Below are 12,705 nucleotides of genomic sequence, written 5' to 3'. Positions count from 1 at the left end.
TTCCAAAGAATAATCTCTCTCTTCCTCTTATTAGCCCTTCATAGAACCTAACATGGCACCTTTGGCAAAATGCTTCTGTATGAATGGATATACACAAACTATTGGTAAAGTAGCAACAACGATAACAGCCATTTTAATTGTTTGGTCTGGCGGTGGAACAGTTGTATCCAGTGTAGAGCTGTGATCCATACCGCTGGCAAGGACAACAATTTGTCTGAGCAGAACCTGTATTGGCCACTTCGAACTATCATCCAAATACAGAATCGCATTCATGTAAGTATTCCAATACGTAACCGCATAGAACAATCCGATAGTCGCTAACGCAGGTAAGGATAATGGCAATACAATTCGAAATAATATTCCGAAGTCGTTGCAACCATCAATTTTGGCCGACTCCTCCAGACCTTCAGGTATATTTTGGAAAAAATTTCTCAAAATGATCATGTTAAACGCACTAATTGCTGAAGGAAGAATAAGCGCTGCATAACTGTCTATTAGTCCCAATTCCTTTACCACGAGGAAGGTTGGGATCATTCCACCATGAAAGAGCATCGTGAACACAACCATAAAGTTAACCACTTTACGTCCGTCCAGATCTCTTCTGGTAAGAGCGTAGGCCATCAAAGAAGTTATAAACAAACTAAGGAAAGTACCGACTGCCGTAACACCAATGGAAACACCCATGGCTTTAAATATTGTATTCGTTGAAAAGATGAACTTGTATGCTTCCAGACTCCATACCTTTGGGATCAGTACAAACTTACTAGAAGCTAGTTCTGCACTCGTTGTGAAAGAGCCTGCTACAACGTGAACAAGGGGGAGCACAGTTATTAAAGCAATGATCGCAAGCAGCGTGAAGTTTATAGCAGAAAAAATTCTGCCACTGATTGTTTTATCTTCTACCATTTCTATTCCTCCCACAACATATCAATAAACGCCTTCTTCTCCCATTTTCTTAGATGCTTTATTCACCAATATAACCATGATCAGGCCGACAATTGATTTGAAGAATCCAATGGCTGTACTGTAACTAAACTGCCCCTGTCTCAGACCAGCAGTATATACATACGTATCGATAATTTCCGCAACTTCTCGATTCATGGAGTTAAGCAGCAGAAACACATGTTCAAATCCAAGATCCAGAACGGAACCAATTTTCAGAATAAATAATGTGATAATTACGCCTCTAATCGCTGGAAGTGTAATATGCCAGACTTGTCTGAGTCGTCCAGCTCCATCCATACGTGATGCTTCGTAAAGTCCTGGATCAATGGCAGCTATGGAAGCTAAATAAATAATCGTTCCCCAGCCTGCTTCTCTCCAAATCACCTGAATAATATACATGGGCCTGAACCATCCAGGATTCAGCAGGAAATTAATTTTTTCAAATCCGAAATAGGAAAGTAGCTCGTTGATAATTCCTCCATCCATCGTAACCATTACAAAAGAAATGGAGACGATGATAACCAACGACAGAAAATGGGGCAAATAGAAGATCGTCTGAAAGGTTCTTTTGAAAAAGCTGCCTTGAAGTTCATTTAACATCAGGGCAAGAATAATCGGCATTGGGAAATAGATAAGAATGTTTAATCCGAAAAGCACAAGTGTGTTCACTAAAATATTTAAGAAATCCGGCTCTGTGAACAACCTGCTGAAATGCTTCATTCCTACCCAGTTACTGCCTGTTATTCCTTGATAAGGTTTGTAATCTTGAAAGGCGATAATTAGTCCGTACATAGGAAAATATTTAAAAATAATAAAATATAGCACTCCCGGTGTTAGCATGACGTAGAGCCATTTATTTCTCCACAGACGCTTTTTAAGTTCACTGCTGCTCTTGTAAGTCTCACGCTTTATTTGTGGAGCTGGACTGGGCTGTGCGGTGAGTTCCTGCATGATTCTCTTCCTTTCTCCTTCTTTATTCAAACTCTTTATTTCTCCATGTGACTATGAAGAGAAAAGGTTGTTGAAACAAAATCAACAACCTTTTCAGCTAGGTTTTATTTCTTATACAATGCGTTGTACTCATCAATAATCTTAGCTCCGCCACGGTTCTTCCAGTTCTCAACTTCTTTTTCGAACCCTGCTTTGTCGATCTGTCCATAGATATATTTATAAGTTGCATCGGTAATAATCTGTTGAAGCTCAACACCTTTTTCTGTGTACGTAGCCGAATCCATCGCAGCTGTTGGATCTGGTACCCCCACCTTGACATTCTCAAGAACCAATTGATCCGCATGAATTCTTCCTGGCAGCGTGTTATAGTTCTCGTACATTCCATTGGTTTCAGCTTCGCCGATAACGCTGTCCTTATATCCTTTTACTTCACGTTCAATCAATTCTTTGTCATCTGTAGCTTTTGCTTTACCGTCTTCAACGGTATAGTGAGTACCCTCGATTCCCCAATACATCAAATTAGCTACTTCTGGGGTCATCATTTGATCAAAGAAAGCAAGAATCTTCTTGAGTTCTGCCTCATCTTTTACAGCAGATTTTGGGAACAAGACAACATTGTTATAGCCTGGAATCATCCATTGAGCATACTTTCCATCTGGACTTGCAACCATACTATGCGCATCCAAAACAGCATCAGGGTTATTCTTAATAGTATCTTTATTGAGGGAATCAATATCTTGCATGGAGCCCCCAATATAGAGTCCACCCTTTCCAGCCTTAAACATATTTACAGCATCTGTTTTACTGGTAGCAGCGAAATCTTGATTAATGTATCCGCCATCACGAGCTTTTTTGAAGAAGTCCATCGTGTCGAAATATTCATCGAATGTAAATTCAGGCGCTAATTTTCCATCCTTCTCTCCCCAGGTGTTCGGTGTTCCGAACCAAGAAGAGACAGTTTTGAAAGCTCCATAGGTCAACTCATTACGGTCAATAATACCTGTAGTATCTTTCTGTCCATTACCGTCTGGATCTTGTTCCGTGAAGGCCTTAGCCATTTCGAATAATTCATCTACATTTGCTGGTGCAGCAAGTCCTAATTTATCAGCCCAGTCTTTTCTGTAAATGATACCTTGACGTGCTAGAGGGCGGCCGATATATAAGGTGTACAGCTTGCCGTCCACTTTCGTGTTATTCAGAATTTCTGGTTTCAATTTACTCAAATTAGGAAACTCGCTTAATAGCGGACCTATTTCCCAGAATTGTCCGTCTTTTATCGCTTCTTTCATCTGAATGAAGGTTGTCTGATTCTTCAAGTACGTCACTTGCGGCAGTGAGCCGGTTGCAAAAGATGAATTAAGTTTTTCTTCATAAGTATCAGCCGGGAAAAATTGATAGGTCAGCTTCGTGTTGGTCAATTTTTCAAGTTCAAGCTTAATCGTATCAGGCGGGGTCTCTGGAATATTTAACGGAAGCATAATCTTAATTTCTGTTGGTCCTGCTTTCACTTCTTCTTTAGGTGCTTCTGTCTCAACCGGCTTAGCAGTGCTCTCACCACTTGCAGTTTCAGAACTTGCTTGATTGTTGTTGTTACCACCACATCCAGCTAACAATGTGCTGAACGCTAACAGTGCCGTCAACAACATGGTGAAGGATTTCTTCTTCATACCATTTTGACCTCCATAATTTGTATTGGTTACGAGTTCCACGTTACATCGTCGGCAAGGTTACGAAAACAATCATTTCCCCATAAAGCCCCGTTCTTAAAGGGATCTGAGCAAATGATTATGGTGATAACACAAAAAAATCCACCGCGTCATCCGCAGTGGATCAAACTAACCTATTTACTTTTCTATCCCAAGCTCAGCCTCACCATATTCTTTAATAATCAGATCTCCTCCGCTAGCTCTCCATTTCTCAACTTCCTTCTGGAATCCCTCAGCGGTTATATTGCCTAATATGTAATTGTACGTAGCGTCCACAATGATTGTAGACAATTCCACATTTTTCTCATCATAGGTGGATGAGCTTAAAGACACGGTCGGATCGTCGACCAGAAAAGATTCATTATCTTTACTTAGCTGATCCGCAAGTGAGGTCAATTGCTCCTTCTGAGCCACCTCCATAATGTTCTTATTACTAATATCTGCAATCATCAAAGAATATAACGGATTTACTTCTTGCACCCGCAGTTCTGAGGTTTCCTCGGGAAGAATGATTTTTCCTCCCTCAAGCTTATAATGGCGCCCTTCAAACCCATACATCATTATATTCGCTACATCTTTATCCATGGTTCGATCAAAGAATTCGAGTACCTCGCGGAGTTCATCCTCCGTAGCAATGGCTTTTTTGGAGAAGAGATAGAGTCCATTATAATTGGGTATCGACCACACCTTATATCCTACTGGCCCTTCGATCCGATTGATTAACGTAAGTTCTGCCTTTGGATTCAAATTCTGAGCTTCAATAGACAGCCGCTTTACATCTGTCATACTGCCAATAAATACACCAGCAATACCATTAATGAACTTATCACGTTGTACTTCTTTGCTCGTTAAGGCGAAATCCTGATTAATAATTTTCTCATCATATAATTTCTTCATGAAATTCATGGTGTTCATATACTCAGCGGTCACAAATTCAGGAACGAATTGATGATTCTCTAGTTTCCAATTATTCGGGGTGCCAAAATACGAACTTAATGTCTTGAATACCCCATACACAAGATCATTTCGATCAACTAATCCGAAGGTATCCTGTTTGCCATTCTGATCTGGATCGTTGTATGTAAATTGCCTCATAACTTCATACAGTTCATCCAGTGTTTGTGGATTACTTAAATGGAGATTGTCGAGCCAATCCTTACGAATAATCACCCCCTGTCTGGAAGAGGGGCGTTCCGTATATAGGCCATAGATCTTACTATCTACAGAAGTCTGCTTAAGAATAGCGGGGTTCAGTTGTTTTAGATTGGAGAACTCCTGAAGATAGGGGCCGATCTCCCAAAAGGCATCCGAACGAATAGCATTTTTCACCAGATTGTAGTCTGAGAATTTTACAAATGTGACCTTTCCCAGGGAATTGGTCGTAAGCGCCGTGTTCATCTTATCCGTGTAGACCCCCTCTGGAACCCACCTTATATCGAGCTTCACACCTGTCAGTTTTTCGATCTCTGCCATAATCTCTTTCGAAGGCTGTTGTGGAAAATGAAGGGGTGCCAAAATTGAGATGCTAGGGGAAGATACTACTGGGCCGGCTTCGGCAGATTCCTTATCGTTGCAAGCGCTTAAAAAAGAGAAGACGAGCATGGTAAATAAGCAGAAATACAGCGTTGCCCTTTTACCCATAGATACTTTAAACATTTCTGTGGCCTCCTAGGTATTGTAAGGATTATCACTCTATATCTTGAAAATTTTACAATTTATAAGCATAATTAGAGCTAATGATTATCACAGAACGAGATGATTATTGTTATTTCATACCAAGTTACATACACTTAGATCAAGTGTCTACTTCTACATAAGTAAAGGTGCTGAGTCCCGTGAGACCATTAAGCTTTCTAAGTAAGCTAACGATGTTTGCCTTTGTAATTAGCACGCTGCCTGTATTGTTCATCGGTTCTTTTTCATATTTCACATCTTCAAAAGAAATTCAAAAAAACGTTAACAACAGCAAAATGGAATTAATCTTACAAATCACCTCAAATGTAGAACATAAGTTAACAACTGTCAATCAAACATTAAACCAAGTGATCAATTCTAGTGTATTAAAAAAAGCACTAAACAACCCTTTAAATGAAACCGATTTCATTTTATACAATGATTTAAGAAACGAAATTCGCAATATGCAGTCCTTCGATACGAAGCTGGAAGATGTCATCTTATTAAATCAGCAGCAAAATTGGATGATCAAAAATTCTGGTGTTTATCGCTTAAATGAGTACAAGGACCATGCGCAGCTCACCAACCTGATGAATATTGCCGAAGATACCTCGTGGATCCTGAACCCGTCCTCCATATTTTACAGTGAGGAAAGCATTAACGTCACAGGCTGTAACTACAGCATTAGTCTTATCAAGAAACTCCCAACCAATAAGCTGCAAAAATATGGGCTTGCCTTAGCTAATATTCCTGTCTGCAGTCTTCAGGATTTCATTAACTCGGATGTACAGCCACTCGATGATATTATCGTTCTGGATAAGACAGGTCGATTCCTGCTCCATCCGGACCGCAACTTGATCGGGAAACCAATGAAAGAAGGCGGATTTACAGAAGATTCTTTCATTACTAATCCATCTAAACTTTCAGGTCAGTTTAAGACCAGGATCCACAAGAAGGATTACTCCGTCACTTACATGCGCTCTCAGATGAATGGCTGGGTCTATCTTTCGGTCACATCCATGGAAAGTTTAACGAAAGAATCCAAAAAAATTAGCCTGTTTACGATATTCGTGTGTAGCTTTATGCTTCTATTGTCTATTCTCTTGGCATGGATCGGTTCAAGACGGATGTACACTCCCATTGAAAGACTACTCAATCAAATGGGCCAACGCAAACCGGACATTAAATCCAGACACACGAATGAATTTCAGATTATTGGAGAACAAGTTCATCTTTTATTCCAATCCAAATCACAGCTTGAAAAAGAAGTCCGTCAGCATATCCAACAGGTGCGTACCTTCTTCCTAATCAATGCTTTCCATGGCAACGTTAAGAAGCGCGATCTGCATGAAGAGCTGGAACAATTCGGCTACCATAAGCAGCTCGAAGAATGGAAGACGATGGCTGTGATTACGTTGTCGATTGATTTTGCCGATGATTCCAGCTATGAGAAAAAAGATCTTAATCTCTTATTATTCGCTGCCCACAATATAATCGAAGAGTTAGTCTGCCCTGAACAACGACTGGCACCTGTAATTATGGATCATGCAGTAGTCGTCTTATTGGGGAGTCCAGACAGTGATACCGAGTCTTTTCACAAGACATTATATTCATTAACGGAGAAGCTGCAGCAGGAAATAAACAACTACCTAAAGCTTCAGGTGAGCATTGGTCTGAGCCTTCCCTTCAACACCTTCGATAAATTATCCACGGCTTACAGAGAGGGACTCGAAGCACTGAAGCATCGGATCAAACTTGGTAAAGGTGTCATTATCCAGTATGAAAATATTAACTCTGGCAAGCACTATCTGAATTTGAACTACCCTACTCATAAAGAAAATGACTTACTGGACGCTATCAAATTAGCTGAAACAGATAAAGCAAAGGAACTCATTCATTTGCTCTTCAAATCTATCTTTGCTCATGAGCTTTCACCACAGGAATACCAGATCCCGTTGACGCGCTTACTCAATAATTTACTCATTATGATGCAGGAATCCGGTATTAGCTTAAATCAAATTTATCATGCTAATGGTTCCATATTTGAGGAGCTGCATGACCTCCATACTGTAACGGAGATTGAAGATTGGTTCTGGAGCATGGTCATTTATCCGATGATCAAGATTTTTAACAGCAGACAAAATGCTCAATACCACAACATCTCAGAGAAGATCATCGATTTAATACAACATGATTACGATACAGATCTGACTTTAGAAGAATGTGCTTCACGTCTGCATTATAATGCCAACTATATCAGCAGCGTCTTCCGTAAGGAGACCCAGTACTATTTCAGCGAATATTTAACGATGTACCGATTTAAAATGGCGAAAAAATGGCTGAAGGAAACTGATATGCCCATTAAAGATATTGCAGCCAAATTAAGATATAACAACTCTCAGAACTTCATTCGCTCTTTCCGTAAGCAGGAGGGCATGACACCCGGACAATACCGGGATCACAACGCTGGCACAAAACTTAAATCCACCTTTGACGAATCAATGTAAAAAGAGAGAACTATTGTTCAGGTGGAATCAAAAAAAAGAGTCTCTCTTTTTTTCTGAAATATGTTAACGTGTGCATATCGCCTTTTAAGGAGGAATTGGAACATAATGTTGAGCTTTCGTGTACATTCCAACCATGCAGAACAAACCGAGCTCTCTCTGGAAATCTCACTACTCACCCTTTATCCTCTTGCAACGCCTGGGAGACCGCCCAACACAAGCTGAGCTTCACGCCTACTCCTCAGAATCACAGATGACTTCTCTAACACCTCCAACTTTTATATGGACTACAGTAAATGATGCCAGCGTTCTTGTGGAGAAGAAGGACGGCATGGTTTAGGGCTTGCTAAAGAACATCCTCATTGCCAGCAATGGCTTTCCCTTTCTGAGAAATGGCTAAGTAAACACCACTACATTCAAGGAGAAGATCCTATGACACCCACATTATTTATCGCGGGAGATTCCACTGCGGCTATCAAAGGCGCTGGAGAAAAACCTATGACAGGCTGGGGAGAATACCTGCAAGGTTATTTTGGGATTTCTGTTCGAATCGAGAATCGCGCCATTAATGGTCGCAGTACCAAATCCTTTATAACTGACGGCCGTTTGGAGGACATCCTTAAAGACTTCAAGGCCGGTGACTACCTCTTCATTCAATTTGGACATAACGATGAGAAAAAAGAAGATCCTTTGCGTTACACTGATCCCGACACTGAATATCGCCGCAACCTAATTCAATATATTGAAGCTGCTCGGCAGTTAGGCGGGACTCCGGTTCTATTAACCTCTGTAAGTCGCCGCCGCTTCAACTCCGATGGAGAGCTTGACCCGCTTGCTGTAGGCGCTTATCCCGAGGCTATGAAGCAGGTAGCTGAAGAAACGCAAACACCACTGCTTGATATTTTCGCAGCTTCGCAAGTGCTCTATCGTTCGTTAGGTGTTGAAGAATCCAAAAATTTATTCATGCATTTGCCTGAAAAAGCACATCCGAATTACCCAAATGGAGTTATGGATGATACTCATTTCTCTGATCAAGGTGCTCAGCACATCGCCAGACTTGTGGTTCAGGCTATTGAACAATCTACTGCCTTACCATTAACAGACTTACAACAACTACTACAAGGAGTGATCACAGATGTCTCTAATTAAAGAAGTTATTACAGAGTACTATCGTATCCCTTTGCCGGAAATCATGGAGGACGCTAAACACGGACTGCACACTCACTTTGAAGTTCCCATTGTCAAAATTAGAACCGATGACGGTCGTGAAGGGGTAGGTTATACCTATACTGGCGGATTTGGCGGCAAAGCGATCTGCTCACTAATTGCGAATGAATTAACTCAGATCTTAATCGGTAAGGATGCTAGCTGTGTGGAAAGTATCTGGGAGCAGATGAACTGGGGAATACATTATGTTGCTCGCGGGGGTCTGGCTAGCTTCGCCATTGCAGCATGTGACATCGCTTTATGGGATTTACGTGCGAAGAAAGCAGATGAACCGCTTTACAAACTTCTGGGTGGCGCAAGCAATGAGGTCAAATGTTATGGCGGAGCGATTGATTTGAATTTCCCATTAGAAAAGCTCCTCCTCAACAATCAAAAATACTTAGATATGGGCCTGCAGGCTGTCAAAATTAAACTAGGCCAAAAAACATTAGCTGAAGATGTGGAACGAGTGGCTGCGGTGCGCCAATTAATCGGTCCAGATGTGGCCTTTATGGTCGATGCGAATATGAGCTGGAGTGTAGAAAAAGCGATTAAAGCCGCTCGTGAATTTTTGAAATACGATATCCTCTTCTTAGAAGAACCAACGATTCCGGAAGATTATGCCGGCTATGCGCGTATTGCAGAAGAATCAGGCATTGCTGTTGCAGGCGGAGAAAACCTTCGGACCTTAACCGAATTCCATCACATGCTGCAATATGGCCATGTAGATTTCCCTCAACCGGATGCTTCCAATATAGGCGGAATTACGGGCTGGTTAAAGGTAGCTCACTTAACACAAGCCTATAACCTTTCCGTTTCCACACATGGGATGCAGGAATTACACGTTAGTTTATTAGCAGCTATGCCAAATGCAGGTTATCTCGAAATGCATAGCTTCCCTATCGATCAATACACTACACGTCCGCTAGTGATTAACAAAGACAATGGGATGGCAGTTGCGCCTGAAGTAACAGGCACTGGGGTTACCTTTTACTGGGATAAATTAGCGCCACACAAACAACAATACTAATGGGAGCGATCGATCATATGAGTATTCCCCTGCACCTAGGTGTTCGAGCACATGATTTCACACAAGTTCCATTGAAGGATTTAATTGAAAAGATTCAGTTTTATAATTTCGCTCATATTCAGTTTGCACTTAAGAAATCTTTTCCTGACAGCACTCCGAGTCTGACTGCTATAAGCCCTGGAACAGCTAGTTATTACAGAAATGCCTTTAGACAGGCTGGTATTCAGATTGCGGTGCTTGGCTGTTACGTTAATATTGTAGACACCGATCCATACAAACGGGCACAAGCGTTAGCCGAGTTCAATACCCATCTTCGCTTGGCCAGAGATTTCGGCGCCAGTCTAGTAGGTACGGAAACCGGAAGTATGGGACTTGGGTATACCACAGATAATTTTACAGAAGAAGCTTTTCAACAGGTCGTTACTTCGGTAAAGCTAATGGTCGCAGAGGCCGAACGTTTTGGTGTGACGGTAGGTATTGAAGCAGGACTTCATCATCCGCTGTATTCCGCTTCCTTAACTCGCCGACTGCTGGATGAGATTCCTTCTAATAATCTTCAGATCATATTGGATTGCGCAAATCTAATGTCACCTACAAATTACTTGCATCAGGAAGCAATTATTATGGAAGCTTTGAAGCTCTTAGGAAATCGAATTGCCATCATTCATTTAAAAGATTTTATCGTGCAAGATGGAGCGATCAAAATTGTTCCTGTAGGTCAGGGCTGGCTTGAGTTTGAGCCGATTCTCCGTTATATGAAATACGAGCGTCCGCATATTCAGGGCATTTTAGAGAGTACTCCTGAATCGCATCTAAGAGAAAGCATCGCTTTTTTACAGCAGATATATGAAGAAGCGTAAATATAAGATCACATACAAAAAAATCCACTGTACACCTCATTACCGTGTGCAGTGGATTTTTATATTCTGTTTAACATCCGTTTGACCTCCATGAAATAATGGGCTGTTATGATCAAGACATCAAGAGTACCTGGGAGGGGTTCTATGCGTCTTGCTTTATTTACAGACACATTTCTTCCGCAAACGAATGGTGTCTCACTTACGCTTCAGCGCCTAACCACTCATTTGAACTGGCGAGGTATCGAGCATCTGCTATTTTCGCCGAAATCTGCTCCTGAAGACAGTTATGCCGATCCCATACGTCCCATTACCAGTATCCCCTTTTTCTTATACCCGGAATGTAGACTCGCGCTGCCGAATATGTCCTCCATCCAGTCAGAGCTAAAAGCGTTTCGACCCGATCTGCTTCATTTGGCTACTCCGTTCAATATCGGTCTATGCGGCCTTCGCTATGCGCGAAAGCTTGGCCTGCCTCATGTCGCCTCCTACCATACCCATTTTGATCGCTATCTTGAATATTATCGAATGAAAAAAATTGTTCCTCTTTATTGGAAGTACATGAAGTGGTTTCATCGGTCCTGCGATGCTACCTTCGCGCCCTCCAATGAAACACTCGATTCCCTACAAGCTCAAGGTTTTCAACGTTTGAAGCTTTGGTCTAGAGGCATCGACTGCAATCTCTACACTCCGAAAAAACGCAGCCATCAGGTCCGTGATCGTTACGGAATTACCGCACCGATATTACTTCTGTACGTGGGAAGGATTGCTCCTGAAAAAGATATCAACACCCTTGCTCTCGCCATGCAGCAATTGCCCGAGTCTATGCAAGCTCAGGTACATTGGTTAGTTGTTGGAGACGGTCCCTTATTATCAGAGATGCGGGCGCAGGCGCCGCAAAATGTCACGTTTACGGGCTACAAACACGGTGAAGAGCTTGCCCAATTGTATGCCTCAGCTGATCTATTCGTCTTCCCTTCCAGTACGGAAACCTTCGGTAATGTTGTCCTTGAAGCCATGGCCTCTGGACTGCCTGTCCTCGCCGTAAATGAAGGCGGGGTGAAGGATCTGGTTACACCCGGTCGCACCGGAATAATCGCCCCACCTCGTTCCCCGGATGCTTTTATTCGTGAAATTTGTGCATGTATAGAGCAACCCCAAAAGCTGGCTGCTATGGGTTATGAGGGGCGACAGCTGGCGCTCGGCCGCTCGTGGGAGAGCATTTTTGATGGACTCATTCGCGAATATGAAGAGATCATTGAGAATAGACGCTTCGATCTTATACCGGCTTTACTACCATTAATATAATAATGACGATAGTGAGCACATGTACAGCTGCTTCTAACGGAGCGATCTTGTTCATAGCGGCGTTGTAGCCTACAGGGATTTCGTCGCCTTCACTCGCCATCACGAGCTGGGTCAGCTTTTTCAATCGAGGCTCAACAAATCCAATAATAATGACTTCTATCACGATAAAAAATAATAACGAAAGATTGATCCATAATACCGACAAGCCCATTTTATCAATGATCATTAACAAAATGCCTGTAACGATCAGGGTAATTCCACCCGTTTTAGGGAATCTGTTGATTGTCTTCATCATGCCAAATACAAAACGAAGCTGGCTGCCTGTCTTGGCAGAGCTTGTCAGTATTGGCAGCACAAAAGCTGGTCCAATTCCCACTATGGCCGCTATAACATGTATGACTACCACAATCTTAGAGATAATATCCGTCAATTCCATGATTACAATCCTCCCTATCATTCGTTGTTTAGATTCATATGACGATGATAGTGGAAATAGTCTTGCAGAATCCTTTAAATCTTAGATA

General features: G+C 41.9%; 11 protein-coding genes. 6 read left to right on the top strand and 5 right to left on the bottom strand.

The genetic code is table 11. The annotated features are described in order from the left end of the window. Positions 1 to 30: 30 nt before the first annotated feature. The 4 genes from NST34_RS09380 to NST34_RS09365 all read right to left on the bottom strand — a co-directional run bounded on the left by NST34_RS09380 (position 31) and on the right by NST34_RS09365 (position 5,258). Positions 31 to 906: a carbohydrate ABC transporter permease gene (locus NST34_RS09380; RefSeq protein WP_042186649.1), complete on the bottom strand. Its 876-nt coding sequence runs from the start codon at positions 904 to 906 to the stop codon at positions 31 to 33. Positions 907 to 927: 21 nt separating this feature from the next. Further along, positions 928 to 1,896 carry an ABC transporter permease gene (locus NST34_RS09375; protein ID WP_341127616.1) on the bottom strand — a complete coding sequence of 323 codons (969 nt, stop codon included), beginning with the start codon at positions 1,894 to 1,896 and terminating at the stop codon, positions 928 to 930. Between the two features lie 104 nt (positions 1,897 to 2,000). Next, positions 2,001 to 3,563, bottom strand: a complete 1,563-nt coding sequence (locus NST34_RS09370; protein WP_042186645.1) for an extracellular solute-binding protein — start codon at positions 3,561 to 3,563, stop codon at positions 2,001 to 2,003. 177 nt (positions 3,564 to 3,740) lie between these two features. Next, positions 3,741 to 5,258: an extracellular solute-binding protein gene (locus NST34_RS09365; RefSeq protein WP_341127615.1), complete on the bottom strand. Its 1,518-nt coding sequence runs from the start codon at positions 5,256 to 5,258 to the stop codon at positions 3,741 to 3,743. A 179-nt stretch (positions 5,259 to 5,437) separates the two neighbouring features. Here NST34_RS09365 and NST34_RS09360 point away from each other — a divergent pair, with 179 nt between their 5' ends. The 6 genes from NST34_RS09360 (at position 5,438) to NST34_RS09335 (ending at position 12,181) form a co-directional block, all read left to right on the top strand. Continuing rightward, complete coding sequence (locus NST34_RS09360) at positions 5,438 to 7,783, top strand: helix-turn-helix domain-containing protein (protein ID WP_341127614.1); 2,346 nt, start codon at positions 5,438 to 5,440, stop codon at positions 7,781 to 7,783. Between the two features lie 118 nt (positions 7,784 to 7,901). Next, positions 7,902 to 8,120, top strand: a complete 219-nt coding sequence (locus tag NST34_RS09355; RefSeq protein WP_341127613.1) for a hypothetical protein — start codon at positions 7,902 to 7,904, stop codon at positions 8,118 to 8,120. A gap of 92 nt (positions 8,121 to 8,212) precedes the next feature. After that, entirely contained in the window at positions 8,213 to 8,929 is a 717-nt protein-coding gene (locus NST34_RS09350) for a rhamnogalacturonan acetylesterase (protein ID WP_076300820.1), read from the top strand. Further along, positions 8,916 to 10,016, top strand: coding sequence for a mandelate racemase/muconate lactonizing enzyme family protein (locus tag NST34_RS09345; protein ID WP_341127612.1), 1,101 nt, complete (start codon positions 8,916 to 8,918; stop codon positions 10,014 to 10,016). The genes NST34_RS09350 and NST34_RS09345 overlap by 14 nt, the downstream gene beginning before the upstream one ends. Positions 10,017 to 10,033: 17 nt before the next feature. Next, positions 10,034 to 10,876, top strand: coding sequence for a sugar phosphate isomerase/epimerase family protein (locus NST34_RS09340; RefSeq protein ID WP_340968548.1), 843 nt, complete (start codon positions 10,034 to 10,036; stop codon positions 10,874 to 10,876). A 144-nt stretch (positions 10,877 to 11,020) separates the two neighbouring features. Continuing rightward, complete coding sequence (locus NST34_RS09335; RefSeq protein ID WP_340968547.1) at positions 11,021 to 12,181, top strand: glycosyltransferase family 4 protein; 1,161 nt, start codon at positions 11,021 to 11,023, stop codon at positions 12,179 to 12,181. On the opposite strand, the gene NST34_RS09330 is transcribed toward NST34_RS09335, so the two are convergent. Then, positions 12,153 to 12,617, bottom strand: a complete 465-nt coding sequence (locus tag NST34_RS09330) for a DUF2269 family protein (RefSeq protein ID WP_042186633.1) — start codon at positions 12,615 to 12,617, stop codon at positions 12,153 to 12,155. The genes NST34_RS09335 and NST34_RS09330 overlap by 29 nt on opposite strands. Positions 12,618 to 12,705 lie beyond the last annotated feature (88 nt).

The sequence above is a fragment of the Paenibacillus sp. FSL H7-0714 genome, from assembly GCF_038003765.1.
Lineage (GTDB): Bacteria > Bacillota > Bacilli > Paenibacillales > Paenibacillaceae > Paenibacillus_AQ.
The sequence above is the reverse complement of the archived record's forward strand: the minus strand, read 5'-3'. Positions and strand labels throughout refer to the sequence as shown.